Consider the following 22897-nt stretch of genomic DNA (forward strand, 5'->3'; position numbering starts at 1 on the left):
TCCGGCAGGGTCTCCAGTCAAGTACTTATTCGCAGTTGCACAAGACCGCGCTGCCCGCAGGCGCCAGATTTTCCGGCAAGCGGCCAATCCCACAACCAGGAGCCGCGCGCCGGGAATGTGGTTCTGACGTCAAGACTCGGGGAGCTTTTCATGATCAGCAAGACTCACTTCGTCCATGCCCTGGCCTGCAGCGCTTCGCTGCTTGCCTTCACATCGGGAACTGCCCGTGCCGCCGACGCCGATGCGGCCGCAGCGGCGGACTCTGCCGCCGCGAGCGATTCCGGCACTGGTATCTATGACATCGTCGTCACCGCCGAACGCCGCGATGTGAGCCTGCAGGACGCCCCGCTTTCGGTCAGCGCGGTGACGTCGGAAATGCTCAAGTCCGCCAATATCAACGACATCACCGGCCTCAACGGCTCGGTTCCCGGCCTTGTCGTGGCCCGCAGCGGCGGCGGCGAGCGGATCATCACGATCCGCGGCATCGGTTCGGAAACGCCGGAGAACACCAACACCCAGCCGGGTGTCTCCTATCACATCGACGGCGTCTATATCTTCAACTCGATCGCTGCGAGCGCGGCCTTCATCGACGTCAAGCAGGTGGAAGTGCTGCGCGGCCCGCAGGGTACGCTGTTCGGCCAGGGCTCGACCGGCGGCACGATCAACGTCGTCACCAACGATCCTTCGACCGATGCGGTCAGCGGCAATGTGAGCGCGGGCATCGGCAACTACAATTACAAGGAAGGCAATGCCGCCCTCAACGTGCCGCTCTCCGACACGCTGGCCGTGCGCGGCGCCTTCCAGTTCACCAAGCATGACGGCTATGCCTATGCCACCAAGGTGCCGGGCGTTGCCAAGTACCAGCTCGACGACGAGGACAACACCGGCTGGCGTCTCGGCGCCAAGTGGTCGCCCGCGTCGAACTTCTCGATCACGCTGAACACGATCCAGTACGACAGCAACACCAACGGCCCCGCGCAGAAGAACATTCTCGATCCCGAGACTGATCCGCGCGTCCTGACCCAGGACTATCCGGGCCGTTCGGCGGTGAAGACCCAGTTCTACTCCGGCACGATGCGCTACGAGACGCCGTTTGCCGTCATCAAGTCGATCACCGGCTACCAGAAGCTGCATTCGGAACAGGCGTGGGATGCCGACGGCCTCGACACCTCGACGTTCTATGCCCTGACTTATAACCCGGCGTCCTATACCGGCTATACTTACGACCACGTTCCGCTCTGGGCCTCGGACACCAAGAGCTGGAGCCAGGAAATCAACCTGACCTCCAACACCACCGGCCCGTTCAGCTGGGTTGCCGGCGGCGTGTACCTGCATTCGAAGAACAGCCAGTACATCAACGAATACAATGGTTCGGACGATCAGTTCCTGCGCGCGGCGCTTCCCGTCGACACGGCCTACGACGATCCCAGCATCGCCTACCTGAGCTATGCCGAGCTTTCGTCGATTACCCGCGAACTCTATGCGTTCTATGCGCAGGGCACCTATGAACTGACCAGCAACCTCAAACTGACCGCAGGCGCCCGCTACAACCACGACAAGTCCTCGGGCACGTTCGACAGCGTCGCTGGCGGCAGCGGCAGCCAGACCTCCGGCGCCTATCTCCAGCCGGTCTCCACCGGCAGCCGTTCCGCCCACGCCTGGACCGGCAAGGTCGCGCTGGATTACCAGTTCACGCCCGAAAACATGGTCTATGCCAGCTGGACCCGCGGCTTCAAGCCGGGCGGCATCAACAGCGCCGCCGCTTCCGGCAGCAGCGCCTACTACATCTTCGGCTGGGAAGACGCGATCAAGCCCACCTACAAGCAGGAAACCGTCGATTCCTTCGAGATCGGCACCAAGAACCGGTTCCTGGACGACACGCTGCAAGTCAACGCCTCGGCCTTCCTCTACAACTACAAGAACATGCAGTTCCTTGAGGAAGACCCGGTTCTCTACGGCGAGGGTATCAGCAACGCCCCCAAGGCGCGCGTCTACGGCATCGAGCTGGAAACCACCTGGGCACCCAGCAAGCACTTCCGCGTCGATGCCTCGGGCTCGTGGCTGGAAGGCGAGTTCACCTCGCACTACTATGCTCTCGATCAGGCGGCAGCCTCCGCCGCGCAGAGTGCAGCGGGCTATCCGGACTGGCTGTTCTGGACCAACTTCTATGACGCATCCGTTGCCCGCGAAGGCGCCCGCGCCGACATCAAGGGCAACCGCGTGCCGAAGCTGCCGCGCTGGCAGGGCACCATCGCCGCCACTTACACCGGCGAAGTGGGTCCCGGCGAGCTTACTGCCCGCGCCCAGCTGATCTATCGCGGCCAGTACCAGTACCGCCTGTTCAACGACGGTGCCGTCGACCTCACGCCGTCCTACACGCAGGTCAACCTGATGGCGAAGTACGAACCCGAAGGCACGAACACCGACATCACCCTGCGCGTGATCAACCTGTTCGACAAGAACGGCGTCAACTCGCGCTTCTCCGACCCTTACGGCTCGGCTCAGGTGTTCGACACCTACATCCCGCCGCGGCAGGTGATCCTGTCCTTCGGCTACAAGTTCTGACCCAGCCGGACCTTGTCAGCCAACAGGGAGGTGGGCGCGGTGACGAAAGTCGCCGCGCCCTTTCCGCATGAACGGCCCTGTGTTGAGCGATGTGTTCAGTGATGTGTTCAGCGATCAAATCTTAAGGCGCGCATCATCAAGAGTCTGCACGCGTGGCATGACAGCCTGCGCAATGTAAAAACCCGCGCCGTTTGCCCCCAACGCCTGCAGGAGAATTCATGCCCCGCAATGCCCAGGTCATGCTGGCCGCGTCGCTCGCTTTCTTTTTCGTCACGGCCACGACCTTCACGTCGCTGGGGTACGTCCTCTACACCATGGTTGCGGAACTCGGCTGGTCCAAGGCTTCCGCCGGTCTCAGCTTCTCGCTGCTGGGCCTCACCTGCGGGCTTGCCAGCCCGCTGCCGCCCTTGCTGATGAAGACGATCGGCACGCGCTGGACGATGGTGGCCGGCTGCCTCGTGCTTGCCGCCGGGTTCCTGCTGGCCTCGGTCATCACCGATCTGAACTTCTTCTTCGTCGCCACCGCGCTGATGGGCATCGGTTTCACGCTCGCCGCGCCCTCGCCCGCCGTCTATCTGCTGGCGACATGGTTCCCGCGCACGTCGGCGCGGATGATCGGCTTCTATTTCATGATCGGCTCTTCGGGCGGCATTGCCGGGCCGCTGATCGTCGGCACCATCGTCGGCCTGACCGGCGACTGGCGCCTGCACTGGCTGGTGATGGCGATCTGCTCCACGCTCCTCGCCGTCATCTGCTTCGTCTGCGTGCGCGACGCGGTGAAAGTGGAAAATGTCGACCAGGTCAAGGAAGCCGGCGGCCAGGGCGAGAAACCCGCCGCCTCCGGCACATGGACTGTTCGCAAGGCCTTGCGCACGCCGACTTTCCTGGTTCTGGCCGCCGTCATGACGGTCGTGCAGATGGTCGTCACCAGCACGCATTCAATCCTCGTCGCCCACATCGCCAACCTCGGCGAAGGGGCCGCGCCCGGCGCCATCGCGATGAGCCTGCTGGCCTTTGCCGGAACCGGTGCCAAAGGCGTGACCGGCGCCGTGTGCGAACGCTTCGATCCGCGCCACATCCTCGTTTTCGGCCTGATACTGCAAGCCGTGGCCATGGCCATCCTGTGGTCGACCCCGCTGGTGCTCGTCGCCTGCGCCGCCGCCGCGCTGTTCGGCACCGGCTGGGGCATGGCCTGGCTCTCCGCCCACGTGCTGATCCTGCGCTATTTCGGCGCCGCCATCGCGGGTGACATGGTGGCCATGGCGACCACCGCCACGACTCTCGCGGTGTTCGGCCCGGTCGGCGCCGGCCGCATTGCCGACGTGACCGGCAGCTATGCCCCGGCCATGCTGGTCTTCTCGCTGCTGCTCGCCGCCGCCACGGCCATCGCCGTCCTGTTCCTGCGAGCACCGGATTCCACGGCGGCCGAAAGCGATGCGGAGTCGGAAAAAGAAAGCGCCGGGCAGGACGCCGAACTGGTGACGCAGCTCGTCCCCGCCGAATAAGCGCACCTGCCAAGAAACACTGCGTCCAGCGCAAAGCCAGCCCCGGACGCAGCGCCTAACCTCGCTCCCATCATCGGCAGGCACAAAGCCTGTCCGGGTTCGCATTCACACGGTTCGCCGAAGAGGGAAACATCCGGAAATGACCCTGCTCACCGACCAGTTCTTCGACAGCTTCGCCAGCTCCATCAAGGAGATCGAGGAAGCCGACACGCTTCCCGCCGAATGCTATGTCGACGAGGAATTCCACCGCTTCGAGAAGGAAGCGCTCTTCCAGCACGAATGGCTCTGCGTCGGCAGGGTGGAATGGCTCGAAAATCCGGGCGATTTCTTCACCGTAACTCGCGCCGATGAGCCAATCGTGGTGTGCAAGACGCGTGACGGCGTGATCAAGGCCCTGTCCTCGGTCTGCCAGCACCGCGCCATGCTGGTGGCCGAGGGGCATGGCAATACCCGCGCCTTCGTGTGCCCCTATCACCACTGGACCTACGATCTCGACGGCGCGCTGGTCGGCGCACCGGCGATGAACAAGACCTGCAATTTCGACAAGAAGGCCGCCTCGCTGCCCGAGATCCGGCACGAGATCTGGCACGGCTTCATCTTCATCAACCTCGATCCCGAGGCCGAAGCCCTGACCCCGCGCCTGGCCGGACTGGAAGACGTCGTCGCCAACTACGACTTCGCCTCGCTGCGCGGCCCCCGGCCCGACGAGCCGACGATCTTCCCGTGGAACTGGAAGGTCATGCTGGAGAACAACAACGACGGCTATCACGCCAGCCGTCTCCATGCCGGGCCGCTACACGACTTCATCCCGAGCGGCCTCGCCAGCTTCCCGGAAATGCCGGAAGGTTCGGCCGGGTACTACCGGCTCAACGGCACGCTGCACAAGAACGCCGCGTTCAATGCCACGCAGCGCGCGATCTTCCCGGTCTTCCCCAAGCTGACCGAGGAAGAGCAGAACCGCCTGCTGTTCGTGAACCTGCCGCCCAGCCTCTCGCTGGTGGTGACGAACGACACCGTGCTCTACCTCATCATGGACCCGCGCACGGCGGAATCGCACGCGCTCACGATCGGTACGCTGATGGTACCCGAGGCGATGGACGATCCGCTGTTCGAGCTGAAGGTCAAGATGGCCGACGAAGCGGTGGAACGCATCGTCGCGCAGGATTTCCATGTCGACGAACTCGTGCAGCAGGGCCTGCGCTCCAAGTTTGCACCGCGCGGCCGCTATTCCTGGCAGGAAGGCGCCCAGCGGCTGCTCAATGTGTGGCTGGTCGAACGCTATTGGGCCGAATGGAACCGCCGTCGCGGTCCTTCGGCTCCGGTGACGGCCATTCGCGGCGGCGGGGCGTCCTGACCCGCAGTTTTTCAATTCATTCCTGACGCCTGCGGCGCCCGGTTCCGATCGGGCGCCGCTTTTTTGTGCGGTGCGCATCCTCCCTGCTCCCCAGCGCTCGCGATCAAGGTTTTGTGCGCAGCGCGCCGAGCAAACATTGCCCGCCGCTCTAGGCAGAAAGAAAGGACCAAAAGGAGCCCTTCGATGACCAACAGCCTGATCTTTTTCGACTTCGCCACCGACGATCCGGACAAGGCCGGCAAGTTCTACGCCGAAGTCTTTGGCTGGGAAGACGATTCCCGCATGGGCGGCCTCTATCACCGCATGGTTCCGGGCGGCTTCTTCAAGAACAAGGACGGGTCCGACAGCGAAATCGGCAACCTGCACTTCGGCGTGTTCGACGCCAAGAACGCCCGCCCCCATCCCGAACCGGCCGGCGTCGAGCCCCGCACGCTGTCCAGCCAGGGCCGCAAGGCGCGCATCTGGGTTCTGGTGAGCGAGGACGATTCGCCCGAGCGCATTCTGGACACCGCCGAAAAGCTGGGCGGCACCGTGCAGTGGCGCAACCACTACTGGAAGGAGTTCAACGGCTACAACTGGTGCTTCTCCGACCCCTGGGGCAACGAGATTCTGCTCTGGGTCAAGGCTGGCGAAAATCCGCAGGTTCCCGAGGATTTCACCCGCGAGTAATCGCCACCGGCCTGCGGCGGCGGCGAACGGCGCGACAAGTTCTTGTGCGCTTCCCCGCAAGACCCGCAGGCCCACCCTACCTAGCGTCGACAAGGTAAAGACAAAGCAGAGTCCTTCGGGCCGCAACTGAAGGATCGAAATGGAGCACCAAGTCATGCGCCGTCTTCCGATCGTCTTTTTCGGACATGGCAGCCCGATGATCGCGCTGGAAAAAAATGCCGTCACGCGCACGTGGCACGAAATGGCGCAGCACATCGGCAAGCCGAAGGCGATCCTGTGCATCTCGGCCCACTGGCAGACGCGCGGCACGGCCGTGACCGCCATGGCCCAGCCGCGCACGATCCATGACTTCGGCGCTTTCCCGCAAGCGCTGTTCGACATGCAGTATCCCGCGCCCGGCGATCCGGAACTGGCCGCGCGCGTACAGGAATTGCTGGCCCCGATGCCGGTCAAGCTGGACGCCAACTGGGGTCTGGACCACGGCACCTGGTCGGTGCTCGTCCATGCCTATCCGGAAGCGGACATTCCCGTCGTGCAACTCGGCATGGACATCGGCAAGACGCCTGCCGAGCACTGGGAAGTGGGCCGCCTGCTGCGCCCGCTGCGCGATGAAGGCGTGCTTATCATGGGCACCGGCAACATCGTCCACAACCTTCCGGCGATGGACTGGGGCAACCCGAACGCGGTGCCCTATCCCTGGGCCGAACAATTCAATTCGGTGATGTGCGAGGCGATTGCCACGGACACGCCGCAGACGCTGATCGACTATGAATCGCTGGGCGATGCCGCCCGCCTCTCCGTGCCCGGCGCCGATCATTTCCTGCCGCTGCTCTATGTCCTCGGCGCGCGGCACGAGGGCGAGACGGCCGAGTTCAATCCGCATTTCATCCACCACAAATCCCTCAGCATGACGAGCGTCCTCATCGGCGCCGCATGACTTCGGGTCGCCCCCTTCAACCTGCGTCACAGGAGTTCAAATGGCACTGGTCAGCCTAAAGCCCGATTCCGCCAAGGCAGCCGTTCAGCCGAGCGCGCTGCATCATCTCAGGGCCACGCCTGAAACGGTGCACTGGGGCTATTTCTCGCCGGACATCAAACCGGCCCTTACCGTCAAGAGCGGGGACCTGATCCAGGCCCAGGCCGTCACCCACCACGCGGGCGACGATCCCGAACTGATGTTCGACGACGACATCCGCCGCATCTTCACCGAGATCGATCCGGCCACCCGCGCGCCGGGCTGCCACATCATGACCGGCCCGATCTACGTTGAAGGCGCGGAGCCCGGCGACATGCTGGAAGTGCGCTACTTCCAGATGAAGCCGCGCTTCAACTACGGCTCTAACCTCGCGGCCAACTGGGGCCATCTCTACGAAGAATTCGGCGAAACCGAGCGAGTGACGATCTACAAGATCGATCCCAACGCCAATACCGCCAGCGCGCTCTACGCCTACGACGTCGAGGAAAAGTACGTCGTGCCCGGCCGCATCACGCATTGCCCCGAATGCGACCGCTCGCCCGCCCTGCCCGGCATCACCCTGCCCGCGCGTCCGCACCTCGGCACTGCCGGCGTGGCGCCTGCGGTCAACGAGCCGGTCAGCACGATCCCGCCGGGCCTCCATGGCGGCAATATCGACAACTGGCGCATCGGCGCGGGCGCAACGATGTACTATCCGGTGCAGGTCAAGGGCGGCCTGTTCTCGATCGGCGATCCCCACGTCAGCCAGGGCGACGGCGAGATCAGCGGCACCGCGATCGAATCCTCGCTCGACGTGCTGTTCCAGATCATCCTGCGCAAGGACTTCTCCTTCCCCTCGCCGCTGCTCGAAACGCCCGATTGCTGGATCGTCCATGGCTTCGGCGAAGACCTCGATCAGGCGATGAAGGGCGCATCGATGGACATGCTGCACCTCCTCACCGAGCATCAGGGCCTTTCGCGCAACGACGGCTATTCGCTGATGAGCGTCGCCGCCGACTTCGGCGTGACTCAGGTGGTTGATGGCACGCAGGGCATCCACTGCCGGATCGAACGGCGGATCTTCCCCGACAAGGGGACGGTCAAGGACCCCGAATAAGACTTGGTGCGCCGGGTCCCGTCCCAACGGCCCGGCGCGCCATCCGGCACGACCAAGAACTGGTAAGGCGCAGGAACAGACCAGATGGCCTACGAAACGATCGATGTCCGCCCGGTGACAAAGCGGATCGGCGCCGAAATCTTCGGCGTCGACCTCACCAAACCCCTGGGCAATCAGACCTATGCGGAAATCCGCGAGGCGCTGATGCAGCATCAGGTCGTCTTCTTCCGCGATCAGGAAATCGATCACGAAGCTCACCTTGCGTTCGGCCGTGCCTTCGGCAAGCTGCACATGCACTCGGCCGTCAAGGGCCTCGACGACTACCCCGAAGTGGTGAAGATCCACGCCGACGCCCAGAGCAAGTACATCGCGGGCGACAAGTGGCATTCAGACCTGTCGTGCGATCCAGAGCCCCCGATGGGCTCGATCCTCTATATGCACACCATGCCCGAGGCAGGCGGCGATACGCTGTTCGCCAGCATGTATGCAGCTTACGATGCCCTGTCCGCGCCGATGAAGGCCTTCCTCGAACCGCTGACCGCGATCCACGATGCGAACCCGGTCTACAAGGCAATCTTCCCGGACGTGGACAAGACTTACGAGTGCAACACCCATCCGGTCGTGCGCACGCACCCGGAAACGGGCCGCAAGCTGCTCTTCGTCAACTCCTCCTACACCACGCGCATTCCCGAGCTGTCGAAGGAAGAAAGCGCCGCCGTGCTCGCCTTCCTCTATGAGCACGTGAAGGACGCGAATTTCCAGGTGCGCTTCCGCTGGCAACCGCACTCGATCGCCTTCTGGGACAACCGCTGCACCCAGCATTTCGCGGTGTGGGACTACTTTCCGGAAACGCGCTCCGGCTACCGGGTGACGATCGCGGGCGACAAGCCGTTCTGAAGGTGAAAACCGCGCTGCGCCTTGCCGCGACGGCACTGCTGCTTTCCGCCACGGTTCCGGCCGCAGCGCAGGCTGGAACAACGCCCGCCCAGGCCACCCGATCGCTGAAGGCAGAGCTGGACGCGATGGTGTCCGCAGGCGAATTGCCCAATGCCCTCGTGCTCATCGAACAGGACGGCAAGCCGCTGATCGAGGTTTCGACGGGCTACAGCGACATCGAAAAGCGCACGCCGGTCACGCGCGATGCGATCTTCCGGCTCTATTCGATGTCGAAGCCCATCACGACGGTGGCCATCCTGCAACTGGCGGAGCGCGGGCTGATTGCGCTCGATGCGCCGGTTGGCACCTACCTGCCGGAACTGTCGGACCTGCGCGTCTGGGACGGCAGTCCGGACGAGCCGGTCCGCACCGTGCCTGCCGACCGCCCCGTGACCATCCTCGACCTGCTCACCCATACCTCGGGCATCACCTACGAGTTCATGGGCGATACGCCGGTTCACCGTTATTACCGCGCGCACGGCGTTGGCCGCGTGACGCTGGCGAGCAGCGAACAGCCGCAGGCCCGGCCCGCGGATTCGCTCGGCGAACTGGTGGCACGGCTGGGCAAGGCGCCGCTGCTGCACCAGCCCGGCGCGCGCTTCAGCTACGGTTTCTCGACGACCGTGCTCGGCGCCGTGATCGAGAAAGTCAGCGGCGAAACGCTGGACGCCTATTTCCAGACGCACATCTTCGCGCCGCTGGAAATGAAGGATACGACCTTCGTCGTCAGCGATGCGCAGGCCCCTCGCCTCGTCGTCGAGTACAGCGCCAGCGCGCAGGGCCTTAAAGCTGTCGACCGGCCGGAAACGTCTGAATACCGGCAGCCAGACCGTCTCCGCGACGGCGGCGGCGCGCTGGCCGGGACGCTGGAAGATTACCGCCATTTCGCCGAGATGCTCGCCAACCGGGGCATCTGGCACGGCAACCGCGTGGTGTCCGCCGCCAGCGTCGATGCCATGTTCTCGCCCCGGCTGCGGACCGGCGGCGGGCCGGACTTGGATATTCCCTTCGGCCTTGGTCTCGGCATTGGCGATGCCGGAACGGAAGCGCGCGGCGGCGTGCCTGTGGGTGCGGGAAGCTGGTCGGGGTCCGCCAATTCCTATTTCTTCGCCGATCCGGTGCACAAGCTCGTTGCCATCGTGATGACCAACGAACTGACGCCCGGCGCGTTCATGGCACGGACCTGGAAACTGCGCGCGGCGCTGGACCGGGCCGCGCTCGCGGTGGCGAAACGCTAGCCCCAGCCTCTCCGGATCCCATCATAATTCCCCGTCATCCCCGCGAAGGCGGGGATCCCGCTTCTGTCGGCGCGGCGCAGGCAAAGGCAGCGGGGCCCCCGCCTTCGCGGGGGCGACGGGTTTGGGAGGTCAAAAGAGCGCTGCCCTTCGACAAGCTCGGGGTAAGCGGGTCCTAATGGACGTAACGCGCGCCGAACGTCAGCTCGTGAACAGCGCCTTGCGGATCACTGCGTGCACGCCGAAGTTGCCGTTCACCACCTGGCTCACTCCGAAATCGACACCCACGGACAGCAGCGAAATCGCTTCGTCCTCGCTCAATTGCTTGGCCGTCATCAGGAAGCGGCGCGCCTTGCGGAACGCATCGCGCATGGCGGCATCGATCGAGCTTTGCTTGTAAACCTCGCTCTGCGCATCCGGGCCCAGTTCCTTGAGATAGTCCGGATGGCTGAAGCCCATGATGACCCATTCGGTCTCGGTCTCGATCAGCGGGTAATCGACATCCCGAAGCTGGTCCATCAGGCCCGAGGCCGGGTGATGGATCACCTGGATCAGCGCCGTCATCGAACACTCGATGGCCGTGCCGCACAGTTCGCTGTCCCCCTGCGAGGCATGGGGATCGCCCAGCGAGAGCAGTGCGCCCGCCACCTGCACCGGCAGGAACACGCGCGCGCCCGGCCCCGTGCGCCAGTTGTCGAGATTGCCGCCGAACGAGGCCGGCGGCACCGAGTCCACCAGACCGTCAACTGCCGGGGCCACCGCGATCACGCCGAAGTGCGGGCGGATCGGGATTTCGACGTTGCGCAGCACATCGTAATTGCGCTCGATCGTCTCCGGATCGACAGGGACGCCCGGATAGTCATAGCGCGCGTGCTTGCGGCCCGAGGGGTCGGTCTGCTCGGTCCAGCGGTAGGAATAGACGGCGTGGGCAATCGGCGGCCGTGCGCCGGAGGCTTCCACCTCGTAGATCGTCACGACCTCGCGGCCCTTGGGCTCGGTCAGCAGGTCCTGATAGTGGAAGCCCCAGAACGTCGCCGCATTCGAGCCGAAACACTTTCCGGCAAAGCGCGAATTGCCGCTGGGGCGCGGCTTGAGATCGAGGATGCGCACTTCGATCAGATCGCCCGGCATCGCCCCTTCGAGCGCGATCGGACCAGTGCAGATATGCACGCCGAAGCCCTCGCCCGGCCCGCGTCCGAACGCCGATGCATCCATCGGCCCGGCGCCGCGCCGCTCGATGGCCTTGCCGCACTCATCCCAATGATAGACGCTTTCCGCCCCCGCATCGCCCTGTACCATGCGCTCGGGATCGTCGTTCGCGTGATGGGTCAGCGTCTCGATCGTAATGAAATCGCCCGAACGGACGTGCAGCGCGGGCTTCAGATCCTTGCTGAGATAGCCCCAGTGGACGGTTTCGGGAGAGACCGGCAGATGATGATGCCGCACCGGTTGCCCGTCGGCCGCGCCATCGGGAACGGCCGGCAGGGCCAATGCCGCATCGTCATCGCTGTCCGCCTCGGGCAGGACGTCCGGCTCTGCGCCTGCGTCCTCGTTTTCCTCTTCGCCTTCGGCTTCGAGTTTTGCGTTAGCCCGCTCGCCGCGTGCGGGGCGGCCGCGCCGCAGCAGTTCGACGGCTTCCTGTTCCTGCGGCTGGGCCTTGCGGTATTCGCGCGGGGAAATGCCGTACTGCTCGCGGAAGGCGCGGCTGAACGAGGCGGAATCGTTGAAACCCCATTCGAACAGGATGTCCGAGATCGACTTCTGCACGTGGAGCGGACTGCGCAAGTCGAGGCGGCAGCGTTCGAGGCGGCGCACTTTCACATAATGCCCGAACGAATCGTTGATCGATTCGAACAGCTTCTGGAGATAGCGCGGCGAAATGCCGTGTTCGGCCGCCACCTGCTGGTAGTTCAGGTTGGGATCGGAGAGGCGGATCTCGATCGTCTGGAAAATCCGCTCCAGCAGCGCCGCGCGCATACCGGCCGCGCCGCCCATCGCCTTGGCCGGCGCATTGTCGAGCAGGCTGGTGACGAGAAATTCGGGAAAGGCCAGTTCGACCGGGCGGGCCTGATCGGGCGTGATGTCGTTGATGGTATCGGCCAGCGAACGCAGCATACCGGCAAAGACACGCGCGGTGCCGCTTTCGGTCGCAATCTTGCGCGGCGCGCCGCCGATCGGCGTCTTGAGGCGCATCGACAGCTCGCTGTGCGGCACCTGCACGATCAGGCTGCGGTTGTCTCCGGAAAACGTCAGATGCACCGGGGAATCCCCGCGCCCGCAGATCATCTCGCCGTCGCCGAGCCGGATTTCCTGATTGGCATCGCGCATCACCGCGCCGCCGTCGAGGATCATCGCCAGCCAGTAGGTCTGCGGCTTTTCGCGAAAGTCGATCGACCACGACTGCGGGGTGCCGGTAATCCGGATGAAGTCGATATTGGTGCTGGAACGGAACTGGATCAGTTCGCCGTACAGCGTCGCCTCATCCGCCTCGTCGAGCGTGATCGACTGGCGCTTGAGCGCGAACCGCCAAGCTTCGCGGCGCTGTTCCTTCGGATAGACGTTTGTTGTTATTCGCAATCGAGGACCACCCCAAAATGGTGGCACCCTTCCCGGGACCTGAACATATTTTAACCTAGCGACCTTGTGCCTGATCTATGCAGCCCAGGCGCCATCGGCAAGGGGCATGTCCCGTTCCGTCAGAAGGGTGTCTCGTTCCCATACACGCTGGTTGCGCCGCCCAGCCCCGCTGGTGCCTCTCCCCGGCCGCAGACCGCCAGCATCGTCAGCGCATAGACGAGCGCGCTGGAGGCCATGTCCTCGCCTGTCGGCCGCCAGCGCGGCATACCCGTGGTCACGGCCGGAATCCGGTGCATGTTGAACACGTTGTGATCGCGCCACATGCTGGAGAACACGGGATGGGCCGGCTCCAGCGGCGCCCCCCGCGCCAGCCGCGTCGCCGCATCGACCGCCCCCACCAGCGGCGCGACTTCGCCCGGCCGGGCCTCGAACCCGTGGCGCACGACAACCGGCTCGACGTCGAATTCGTCCACATCCACCCCGCGCATCGCCTCGACAATGCCATGCCAGGCATCCGCCGCCTTCTGCCGGGGATTGAGCAGGACTTCGAGATAGAGCGCGCAGACTTCCGTGCCCGCGCCGAAGTCGATCGGCATACCGCCGCGCACCGAAGCAATCTGGACCTTGGGCATGATCCTGCCGCTTGCGGTTTCCATCGCGCTGTCGCGCTCGAAAGCGAGGCCCCAAGCGTGCAGCGCATCGATCACCGGGCCGAGCCGGTAGATCGGATTGGGATGCCGGTGCGGGTTTTCCGGCGCATCGAGGATCGGGGAGAACATGCCCTGTCCGAAAATGCGGATGCGGAACAAGGCATAGCCGCAGCCCTGCCAGGTCAGCCCGAAATCAGTCCCTTCGGCAGCAATCGCATAATCCGGCGCGACCCCGCCGTGATGAAACAGGTAGTGCGCACCGATGTCCTTGCCGTTCCAGCCGATGCCGGAGAATTCCTCGATCGGTTCCGGGCCGATCTCACCGGGACAGGCCGTCAGCCAGGTCTTGCCGGCAAGGCCGATCCCCGCCTTGCGCAAAGCCTTGGCCGCGATCAGGAAGCAAGACATCGGCCCCCGGTCGTTCGTGACCGGATAGCCGCGGATCCTGCCGTCCTCGTCCAGCCAGCACTTCGTCCATTCGGGATCGGCCAGCGTGCTCTCGCGATAGCGGAACTTGTCGTGCTCGATCATGCCCGTGGGGCTCTCGGTATCGAGATGGGCAGTGAACAGCAGGTTGGCGCCGCGACCGGTGCCGCCATATTCGCCGATCACATTGGGCCGCTCGGGCGTGGCACCGACCTTGCGCGGACGGAATCCCTCGCGCGCCATCCAGTCGTGGACGAACTCGGCCGCAGCCAGTTCCTCGCGCGAGCGGCTGGGAATATTGCCCAGCGTCAGCGCGAGCTCGACCAGTTCATCGGTATCGATGGCAGCCGCGATCGCCGCACGCTCTTCTTCGCTGACGGTATAGGGCGCCTTGGCCGGATCGGCGAAGCCAGTGCCCGGTTCGGTTTGCGAATAATCGGCCACGAAAGTCTCCCGAAATCTCTGTGTCAGCGGCTTGTTGTCAGTGGCCCGGCGCCAGCAGGCCTTCGTCCGCCACGGCCTCGCGGCTGTAGCGCGGCAGCAGCATGAGCAGCAATGCGCCTGCCAGCAGCGCCCCGCCCACGCCGACCAGCGCCGGACGGTAGGAATGATGCGCATCGAACACCGCGTCGAGCAGGATCGGCGTCGTGCCCTGCGCCGCGATCACGGCCGAATACATCGCACCGATGATCGAGCCGAAATGGCGGACACCGAAATAGCGGCCGACGAAATAGGGCAAGGCGCCGAACTGGCCGCCCAGACCAATCCCGAGCAGCGCGCCGCCGGTCACAAGCATGGTCATCCCCTGCCCCGTTTCGAGCAGGACAAGCCCCGCGACGGCCATCAGATACATCGGCACGGCCACGCGCGGCGACTGGATCATGTCCATGATGCGCCCGGTGGCGATCTGCCATCCCGACGTCACCAGCGCGAACACGCCGACCACGGCCGTGCCCGTCGCCACCGAAAACCCGCGATCGCTCAGGATCGGCACGACATGGCTGAACACGGCGGTCGTCCCGCCGGCACCGGCGGCCAGCGCGATCAGCACCAGCCAGAAGGCAGGCGTATGCGCCGCTTCGGACAGGGTCATACCCTCGCGCCCAGCCAGATCGCCGTCATGCCCCTGCCCGCTGCGGTCGCGCAGCAGCAGCCAGAGCAGCGGCAGCGCCACAATCAGCATGAAAGCGCTGATGCCCAGGTATCCCGTGCGCCAGCCCCAGGTTTGCACCAGAACGGCAGCCAGCACCGGCAGCACGACAGAGCCCAGCCCATTGCCTCCGCCTGCACTCACGCCCAGCGCGGTGCCCCGGTTGTGATCGAACCAGTCGGCAATCACTTTCTGGAAAATCGGCGTCCCGGCCATGGCGCCAAATACCGCGATCGCGGCAAACGTGGCGTAGAACTGGATCAGGCTGCCGCGGGTCAGGGACAGCGCGGCGATCGACAGCGCCAGTCCGAACACGCCCGCCAGCAAGGTGCGCCGCGCGCCGTGCTGGTCGACATGGCGGCCGATCATCGGGTAGCTCAGCGCCCCGACGAGCGCCAGCACGCCAAGAACCCCTGAAATGCTGGCACGCGCCCAGCCGAACTGTTCGGACAGCGGCACCAGGAACAGGCCGAAGACTGCATGGACTGCCGGCGTCACGCTGACGGAATTGCCCATCGTGCAGGCGGCCAGAACACCCGCAGGCGTTCCACGAGTCCATGTTCTTATCTTACCGGTCATAGGCTGGAACCCTCCATATAGGCCCCACAGGACAAAGCAGCGGCAGGCGCCGTCACGCCCACGCCGCGATTACCGCGTCGCTTGCAGTCAGCAGCGCCACGTTCTTTTCCAGCACATTGAGCGTGCCGGCATGCAGTTCCGGCTCGTAAGCCGCGCAGGCATCCGACACGACGAAGACGTTGTAGCCGTGATGGAACGCTGCGCGCGCCGTGGAATCGACACAGCATTCGGTGGTGATCCCCGTCACCACCACTGTATCGATCCCGCGCGCCTTGAGCTGCGCATCGAAGTCAGTGCCGTGAAAGCTGTCGAACAGCAGCTTTTCGATCTCGATGTCGCCGGGTTCAGGCATGACGCGGTAGTAATCGGCGCCGCCGTCATCGGCGCGGCAGATCACCTCGCCGCCGGGGCTGCCGCGCCGTGCCATCAGGGTCTTGAGCGCTTGCGGATCGGTTTCCGGCCGCGTTACCACCCGCATGAACGCGACAGTTGCCCCGGCCTTGCGCGCAGCGGCGATAAGATCCTCGATCCTGTCGATCGCCGCTTCGGCCGGCGAGAGGTCGACACCGAAACTGCCCATCAGGCCATCGGGCGCGGCAAAATCCTTCTGGATATCAACCACTACAAGCGCGGTCGTGGCGGGCGGCAGCATGGCCGCCAGCGCATCCGGCGCGACGTGCGGCAGGTCCGCGGCCTCAGCCATGGTTGCCCACTTTCACCTTGCCGGGAAAGCGCTCGCGCAGGACGGGCAGCACTTCGCGGCCGAACTTGGGAATGCCCGTCAGGTAGTCCGGGAAGATCAGCATCAGCCCGTCGGTCTCGGCAACCGCGAAAAGTTCGGTGAGCTTGTCGATCACCGTTTGCGTGGAGCCGGTGACATAGGCGGACATGAAGCTGGAGCGCGACTTCTTGGTGAAGGCGTTCTCCTTGCCGATCTCGGCATCGAGGAAGCCATAAGCGCGCATCATGCCGTGCAGCGCCCCTTCGTCGAAGCCCTCGGCGTAGTGCTTGGCGGTCGCTTCGGCTTCCTCGTCGGTATCGCCGAAGACGATCGTCATCATCGAATAAGTACGCACATAGCGCCCGATGCCCGCTGCATCCGCCTTGGCATCATGGCTGGCCTGCGCCAGTTCCTCGGGATCTGCACCGCTCAGGAAGATCGCGTCCATTTCCTCGGAAGTGAAGCGCATCCCGCGCTGCGACGAACCGGCGCAGACGAGGAACGGGCGCTTTTCCGGCTTGGGCCAGGATTCGCATTCGTCGAGCTGGAAATACTTGCCGTCCATCGTGACCGAGTCCTCTTTCCAGAGGCGCTTGATCGCGGTGATCCATTCCTGCGCAAGGTCATAGCGGGCATCGTGATCGACCCCCTCGGGCCAGGCACCCATCTGCGAGAACTCGCCCTTGTAGGAGCCAGTGACGACATTGAGACCGGCGCGGCCCTTCGAAACCTGATCGAGCGTCGCCAGCATCTTGGCCACGACGGCCGGGTTCTGCAGGATCGTGTGAACCGTGGTCCAGCACTTTACCTTGCTGGTCACTTCGGCCAGCGCGGCCATCAGCACGACGGGATCGAGCGAGCTGTCCCAGTGGTGGGTTTCGCCGCCGTAGCCGCGAAACTTCGACATCGACATGATGAAGTCAAAACCGGCTTCTTCGGCCAGCACCGCGCACTGACGGTTGTAGGCATAGGAACCGTCCAGTTCGGGCTTGTTCTTCGAGAGGATCCAGCCGCCGTTGGCGATCGGAAGGAAGATGCCAAGGTCCTTGCCGCCGACGTCCGACGGAATGCCAAAGGGTGTGGGTTCGAACGCACTCATCTTCAGATCCCCAAAATTGCGCGGCCAGATGCCATGACCTCAGCTTACGGCGGCAGTGCGCGGGTTCTTGATCGGCGGCGCATGTTCTGTTGCCGCACCCGAAAGCAGATCTTCCACGGCCGCACGCGAAGGCATCGAAGGCGCGGCGCCCTGCCCCAGCGTGCTCAGCGCGGCAGCGGCGCTGGCCTTCGGCAAGGCCTCCGCCAGACAATAGCCCTCATCAAGCAAAGCCGCCAGCGATCCGCAGAAGCAGTCTCCCGCGCCGATCGTGTCGACCGGGACGACCGGGACGGCGGGCACATGGAAATGCCAGTCTCCACGAACGGCCAGAGCCCCCTCGCCGCCCAGCGTGACAACGATCGCCTGTTCGGGCCGCGTCAGCAGGCTGCGCGCGCGGGCCAGCACGTCGCCGTCGCCGGCAGCGTCCGTATAGACGGCCAGTTCGTGCTGATTGAGCACAAGGATGTCGACGTGCGGGAACAGGCACTGCGCCTCGGCCACGGCAGGCGCCGTGTTGAGGATGCGGATCGCCTTCGATTGCGCGAACACCGGCAGGAGCGCAGCCACCGGAACCTCAAGCTGCGAAAGCAGGACGCCTTCGGATACCGGCTCCACGCCGGACAGATGAGCATTGGCGCCGGATACGACGATGATCTGATTCTCGCCCTGCGCATCGACAGCGATATAGGCCGTTCCGGTCTCGTGCTGGTTCAGGACGGAAACGCCCGAGACGTCGATACCTTCGGCCGCCAGCCGCTCGCACATCCAGATTCCGGCATCGCCTTTGCCCACGGCGCCGATCATGCGCGTTGCAGCCCCCATGCGGGCCGCGGCCACCGCCTGATTGGCGCCCTTTCCGCCGGGCAACCGCGCGGTCGCCCGCGCCAGTACGGTTTCGCCCGGCAACGGCAGGCGTTCGAGCGAAGTGATGATATCGAGATTGATCGAACCGGCAATGTGAACGGCCAAGTCTGCGCCCCGTCATTCTGCTTCTTGGCCCTTGATGGACCACGAGCCTGCGGGCCGGGTCAAGCAGGAGCATGGCGCGTGCGCCTCCACGCAACAATTGCGGCAACCAGTGCCAAGAGTGGGAAGCCCCGTGCCTCCTAGGCTGCCCTGGCAATCAAAGAGAGCGAAGGTGGCAGGAATGACGAGTTGGCTCATCACCGGAATCGGCGCAGGCCTGGGCCGGGCGCTGGCGCAAGCGGCGCTCGCGCGCGGGGACACAGTCGTCGGCACGACACGCAAAGCCACTGACGAGGCTTTTACCGGCCTCGCTCCGGGCCGGGCCCATGTGCTCAGCGTGGATCTGACCAATCAGGCCAGTGTGCATGAAGCCGTCGCCCGGGCCGAAGAACTGACCGGCGGGATCGACCGCCTTGTCAACAATGCCGGTTACGGCATGATCGGCGCGATCGAGGAAGTCTCGATCGCGGAAGCCAGGGCGCTGTTCGAGATCAACGTCTTCGGGGCGATGCGGATGATACAGGCCGTGCTTCCCGCCATGCGGGCGCGCCGCGCGGGGCATATCGTCAATGTCACCTCGGTCAGCGGCCATGCGCCCTGGGCGGGCACAGGCATCTACGGCGCGAGCAAATATGCGCTGGAATGCCTCGGCCAGACGCTGGCGCAGGAAGTCGCGCCGATGAACATCCGCGTCACCAATGTCGCGCCGGGCGGAATGCGTACCGAGTTCGCCGCCGCCGGGCTTCGCATCGCCGGCAAGGACATTGCCGACTACGACGAGGTCGCCCACTTCGCGCGCCGCAGCCTCACCGAGAACGCTGGCAAGGAAAAGGGTGATCCCCGGCGCGCCGCCGCCGCCATCCTGACCGCTCTCGATGCGCCGGAACCGCCCTTGAACCTGCTGCTCGGCGAAGATGCCCTGCACTACGCCACGGACCAGCACGCCTTCGTCGCCGCGCAGATCAAGCAATGGGAAGCGCTTTCGCTTTCCATCGCCTTCGAAGACGCCTGATGCATCCCTGCGAGCTGCCCGAATGGGCGATCGCGCGCGGGCGGGGCTACAACAGTTTCGACACGATCGACCCGGCTCGCACGGCATTGGTGGTGATCGACATGCAATCGGTGTTCGTCGCCGAGGAGGAAATCTTCGGCAACCGCCATGCGCGCGCGATCGTGCCGCAGATCAACCGGCTGGTACGCGGCCTGCGCGATACCGGCGTGCAAGTGATATGGACCCGCCAGACCGTAAGCGATGCGCCGCCTCTGGCCATGCCCGAATGGCAATACGACATGACCGACCCGGTGGTGCAGCGCGCGGTCGGGGCGATGCAGGTTGGCGCGGCTGCGCGCGAACTGTTTCCGGAAATGGCCCTGGAGCCGAACGATCTGGTGCTCGACAAGTACCGCTACGGGGCCTTTTCATGCCCGGCCGGCGCGCTGGCCAAAGCGCTGGAACTGGCCGGTATCGACACGCTCATTCTGACCGGCACGCTCACCAATGTCTGCGTCGAATCCACCGCCCGCGAAGGCAACATGCGCGGCTACAAGGTGATCGTGGTGCCGGACGCCTGTGCCGCCGTGACCGATGAGGAACACCTGGCCGCGCTGCTCAACCTGCGGCTGAACTTCGCGGACGTGAAAACCGCGGATGAAGTTTTAGCGCTGGTGTGAAGTCAGAGAAATCCTCCCTGTCGCGCAGCGATGGGGAGGATTTCGCGACGTGCTATCCTCCTACGACAGCAAGCGCGGCACTGAAACCGAGTAGATGTCGAAATGCGCGTCCGGATGCTCTGCCGCTCCGTCGCGCGGGGCCGAGCGGATCTGCACCACGCCGTTCTTGCCGAAGCCGGGCACCACTGGACGGCCCGCGTCGCGGCTCAGCCACAAGCGCAGCAGGTGGCGGCGGCGCTGCGGTTCCGGCCAGTCCCAGAACGTGGTGCGGGCATGGAGCGCGGCGTAGTTCGACAGCCACTGGATGTCGCCCGGACGGAAGTCCATCGCGATCGCCATGCCCTCTTCGTAAGTGATCTTGTCGAAGAGTTCGAGCACTTCGATCTGCTCGGGCGTGAGCTTGGGCACGCCTTCGTATTCCTGCGCGGTAAGGATGTAGAGCGAGCCCGCGTACATCGAGAACACCCCGTCCACGAGGCTGACGATCGGCGAGGTATAAGTATCGGCCGGCGCATTGTGGTCCTGGCGGCGCCAGTCCCAGTGGAACGGCTCCAGCAGCAGCGGCGCGAGATCGGGGCGGCGCTCCAGAATCTCGTTGTAGATCTGCGCGCCGGAAACGAGGCAGGACAGCCCGCCTTCCCGGGCCGGGCGCAGGCACATCAGCGCGACGACATCCGAGCTGTCCGAGTGATAGACCAGCTTGTCGCGCACTTTGGCGGAAAGCGCGGTGGGATCGTCCATGGTCTTGTCCGACGTCGCATAGACGTGGTCGATCAAGTCGCCCATTTCGTTCTGGCGGATCGGATCGCCCATGTGCAGGCCCAGGATGTAGTAGATCGCCGAGGACAGCGCGTCCGAATAGAGATGCGTGCGCAAGCCCCGCACAAGGACGAAACCGCGGCCATAGTCCACGTCGCGGCCCCATTCCTTCACTGCATCGGCGCAGGCCACCAGCGGATAGTCTTCCGCCTGAACCGTGCGCAGATCGGGGTTCTCCTCAAGGAAGCGCGTGCCCAGCGCTTCGAGTTCGGCGATCTGCTCCGGTGAGAGCAGGAAGACCCATTCACCGGTCTTTTCAAGCGCATCACCGCGCCAGGCCGCTTCCGTCGTGACGGGCGGAACGACTTCCAACGATGCGCTCGGATTGCTGGCCATGGACTGATCCTTCTGTGCAAAAACTCTGTGGCTAGGCCGCAAGCTTACGCGGAGCGAACGCGGACGACTTGTCGCGCCATGGCATAAAGTTTTTCGCACGGCGAACGGCGGAACTCCGGCGTCATCCCGGATGACCACCCGCGTTTCGACTGAGGCTGGCGCACCTCGCCGTTTACGAAATCTGAACGCTGATCGTCCAGAGAGGAGGCAAGGAGACCCTCAGGTGGCGATCTTGCGTAATATCATACGTGCCCTGAGGGCCGTTCGCCGATTTGGCACGCCCCTGCGCAAAGACTGCCGGGGCGCGACGATCATCGAGTTCGCCATAGTCGGGCCGGCGTTCATCGCACTTCTGCTCGCGATCCTGTACACGATGCTCATATACCTGGCCCAGCAGATGCTGGAGACGGCAGCACAGAACGCGGGACGCCTGCTGCTGATCGGTACGGCGCAAACGGCGCAGATGGCCAGCGGCAACACCGGCATGTCCGAAAGCGAGTTCAAGAACGCCATCTGCAATGGCACGACAGCCACCGATTCCGATGGCAATACCATCACCATTCCCAAGCTGCTGCCGCCGATGCTCTCGTGCTCCCGGCTGACGGTCAATGTCACGACTGCGAGCAGCTACAACGTGGCAAGCACTGCCGCGCCGACATTCACGTATGACAGCAACGGCGTTCTGACGTCGACAGGCACGGGCTACAGCTACCAGTCGAGCGGCAGCGGTCAGAACCGTATCGTCGTCCTGCAACTCATCTACCTGTGGCCGACAGGAACCGGGCCGCTGGGCCTGAACCTGATCGATCAGCCGAATGGCAATCACATGCTCGTGGCGACATCCGTTTTCACGACAGAGGACTATTCATGCAGCGCGTCGCAAACCTCTTGCTGAAGCGTTTCGCACGCGACACCCGCGGCGCGGTGCTCGTGGAATTCGCGCTCGTCCTGCCGGTGCTTCTGCTCCTGTACACGGGTGGGTGCAGCCTGTCCGACATGATCGCCTGCAAGCGCAAGGTCACGGTCGCGACCCGCTCGCTGACCGATCTGGTCAGCCGGACGATGTCGCCCGCGATCATCTACAATGCCCCGCAGAACGCCAGCGCCAAATCGTACCTCAGCGCCAGTGCAGTGGTCCTCTCGCCCTACAAGCTCAACAATGCGGTCGAGCAGATTTCGCTGCTCAGGGTCTGCGATGCCACTCATGCCTATGTCGTCTGGACCCAGGCGCAGACGCAGAATGTCGACGGCAGCACCGTCACCGCCACGACATCCAGCCATACGGCCGGTACTCTCCCCGTAAATGAGACGCAGTCGTCCAACAGCGTGATCTCGATCCCCAGCGACATGATCACCTCGACAATGGTGCCGACTTCACCGGACGGCACCAACGTGTGCGGCAACCTTGCCCCGGGTGACAGCAACAAGACCCAGGTCGGCACGGCCGGCGGCTGGCTGTTCATGGGCAAGATTACCTACAGCTTCACGCCGACGCTCGGCTTCACCTCTCTCACGACCACGCAGCTGACCGACACCATCTACATGCTGCCCCGCCTTTACTAGGTAC

The 22897-nt window shown here is 64.4% G+C and carries 19 protein-coding genes; 12 read left to right on the forward strand and 7 right to left on the reverse strand.

Annotated elements, in window-relative coordinates:
• The first annotated feature begins 150 nt into the window (after positions 1-150).
• The 8 genes from NN5_RS14675 to NN5_RS14710 all read left to right on the forward strand — a co-directional run bounded on the left by NN5_RS14675 (position 151) and on the right by NN5_RS14710 (position 10339).
• The gene (locus tag NN5_RS14675; RefSeq protein WP_067734844.1) at positions 151-2565 is read left to right on the forward strand and encodes a TonB-dependent receptor; all 2415 of its coding nucleotides are present in this window, start codon (positions 151-153) and stop codon (positions 2563-2565) included.
• A 218-nt stretch (positions 2566-2783) separates the two neighbouring features.
• The gene (locus NN5_RS14680) at positions 2784-4070 is read left to right on the forward strand and encodes an MFS transporter (protein ID WP_245656506.1); all 1287 of its coding nucleotides are present in this window, start codon (positions 2784-2786) and stop codon (positions 4068-4070) included.
• A 139-nt stretch (positions 4071-4209) separates the two neighbouring features.
• A complete protein-coding gene (locus tag NN5_RS14685) occupies positions 4210-5424 on the forward strand; it encodes an aromatic ring-hydroxylating oxygenase subunit alpha (RefSeq protein WP_067734845.1) in 1215 nt (404 codons plus the stop codon).
• Between the two features lie 183 nt (positions 5425-5607).
• Complete coding sequence (locus tag NN5_RS14690) at positions 5608-6093, forward strand: VOC family protein (RefSeq protein ID WP_067734846.1); 486 nt, start codon at positions 5608-5610, stop codon at positions 6091-6093.
• Positions 6094-6247: 154 nt separating this feature from the next.
• Positions 6248-7030 (forward strand): 4,5-DOPA-extradiol-dioxygenase, encoded by a 783-nt coding sequence (gene ygiD, locus NN5_RS14695; RefSeq protein WP_067734866.1) that lies wholly within the window; start codon positions 6248-6250, stop codon positions 7028-7030.
• 40 nt (positions 7031-7070) lie between these two features.
• Positions 7071-8165, forward strand: a complete 1095-nt coding sequence (locus tag NN5_RS14700) for an acetamidase/formamidase family protein (protein ID WP_067734847.1) — start codon at positions 7071-7073, stop codon at positions 8163-8165.
• Between the two features lie 84 nt (positions 8166-8249).
• Positions 8250-9062 (forward strand): TauD/TfdA dioxygenase family protein, encoded by an 813-nt coding sequence (locus NN5_RS14705; RefSeq protein ID WP_067734848.1) that lies wholly within the window; start codon positions 8250-8252, stop codon positions 9060-9062.
• A 125-nt stretch (positions 9063-9187) separates the two neighbouring features.
• On the forward strand, positions 9188-10339 hold the full coding sequence (locus tag NN5_RS14710; protein WP_373280341.1) for a serine hydrolase domain-containing protein: 1152 nt from the start codon (positions 9188-9190) through the stop codon (positions 10337-10339).
• A gap of 198 nt (positions 10340-10537) precedes the next feature.
• Here the strand turns inward: NN5_RS14710 and NN5_RS14715 are convergent, their stop codons facing one another.
• The 6 genes from NN5_RS14715 to NN5_RS14740 all read right to left on the reverse strand — a co-directional run bounded on the left by NN5_RS14715 (position 10538) and on the right by NN5_RS14740 (position 18507).
• Positions 10538-12913: an acetamidase/formamidase family protein gene (locus tag NN5_RS14715; protein WP_067734850.1), complete on the reverse strand. Its 2376-nt coding sequence runs from the start codon at positions 12911-12913 to the stop codon at positions 10538-10540.
• Between the two features lie 119 nt (positions 12914-13032).
• Complete coding sequence (locus NN5_RS14720; protein WP_067734851.1) at positions 13033-14433, reverse strand: zinc-binding metallopeptidase family protein; 1401 nt, start codon at positions 14431-14433, stop codon at positions 13033-13035.
• Between the two features lie 37 nt (positions 14434-14470).
• Entirely contained in the window at positions 14471-15718 is a 1248-nt protein-coding gene (locus NN5_RS14725) for an MFS transporter (RefSeq protein WP_245656508.1), read from the reverse strand.
• 52 nt (positions 15719-15770) lie between these two features.
• Positions 15771-16421: a cysteine hydrolase family protein gene (locus NN5_RS14730; protein WP_067734852.1), complete on the reverse strand. Its 651-nt coding sequence runs from the start codon at positions 16419-16421 to the stop codon at positions 15771-15773.
• Positions 16414-17538: an LLM class flavin-dependent oxidoreductase gene (locus NN5_RS14735; protein ID WP_067734853.1), complete on the reverse strand. Its 1125-nt coding sequence runs from the start codon at positions 17536-17538 to the stop codon at positions 16414-16416. Before NN5_RS14735 ends, NN5_RS14730 begins: the two co-directional genes overlap by 8 nt.
• Before the next feature lie 39 nt (positions 17539-17577).
• The gene (locus NN5_RS14740) at positions 17578-18507 is read right to left on the reverse strand and encodes a ribokinase (protein ID WP_067734854.1); all 930 of its coding nucleotides are present in this window, start codon (positions 18505-18507) and stop codon (positions 17578-17580) included.
• Positions 18508-18685: 178 nt separating this feature from the next.
• Between NN5_RS14740 and NN5_RS14745 the strand changes: the two genes are divergently transcribed.
• The gene (locus NN5_RS14745) at positions 18686-19516 is read left to right on the forward strand and encodes an oxidoreductase (protein ID WP_067734855.1); all 831 of its coding nucleotides are present in this window, start codon (positions 18686-18688) and stop codon (positions 19514-19516) included.
• The gene (locus NN5_RS14750; protein WP_067734856.1) at positions 19516-20175 is read left to right on the forward strand and encodes a cysteine hydrolase family protein; all 660 of its coding nucleotides are present in this window, start codon (positions 19516-19518) and stop codon (positions 20173-20175) included. The genes NN5_RS14745 and NN5_RS14750 overlap by 1 nt, the downstream gene beginning before the upstream one ends.
• 60 nt (positions 20176-20235) lie before the next feature.
• Here NN5_RS14750 and NN5_RS14755 read toward each other — a convergent pair whose 3' ends face one another.
• The gene (locus NN5_RS14755) at positions 20236-21330 is read right to left on the reverse strand and encodes a TauD/TfdA family dioxygenase (protein WP_067734857.1); all 1095 of its coding nucleotides are present in this window, start codon (positions 21328-21330) and stop codon (positions 20236-20238) included.
• Positions 21331-21553: 223 nt separating this feature from the next.
• Between NN5_RS14755 and NN5_RS14760 the strand changes: the two genes are divergently transcribed.
• On the forward strand, positions 21554-22225 hold the full coding sequence (locus tag NN5_RS14760; RefSeq protein WP_067734858.1) for a TadE/TadG family type IV pilus assembly protein: 672 nt from the start codon (positions 21554-21556) through the stop codon (positions 22223-22225).
• The gene (locus NN5_RS14765) at positions 22198-22893 is read left to right on the forward strand and encodes a TadE/TadG family type IV pilus assembly protein (RefSeq protein WP_067734859.1); all 696 of its coding nucleotides are present in this window, start codon (positions 22198-22200) and stop codon (positions 22891-22893) included. The genes NN5_RS14760 and NN5_RS14765 overlap by 28 nt, the downstream gene beginning before the upstream one ends.
• The last annotated feature ends 4 nt before the right edge of the window (positions 22894-22897 follow it).

It is taken from the genome of Novosphingobium naphthalenivorans NBRC 102051 (assembly GCF_001590985.1).
In the GTDB taxonomy this organism is placed as follows: Bacteria; Pseudomonadota; Alphaproteobacteria; order Sphingomonadales; family Sphingomonadaceae; genus Novosphingobium; species Novosphingobium naphthalenivorans.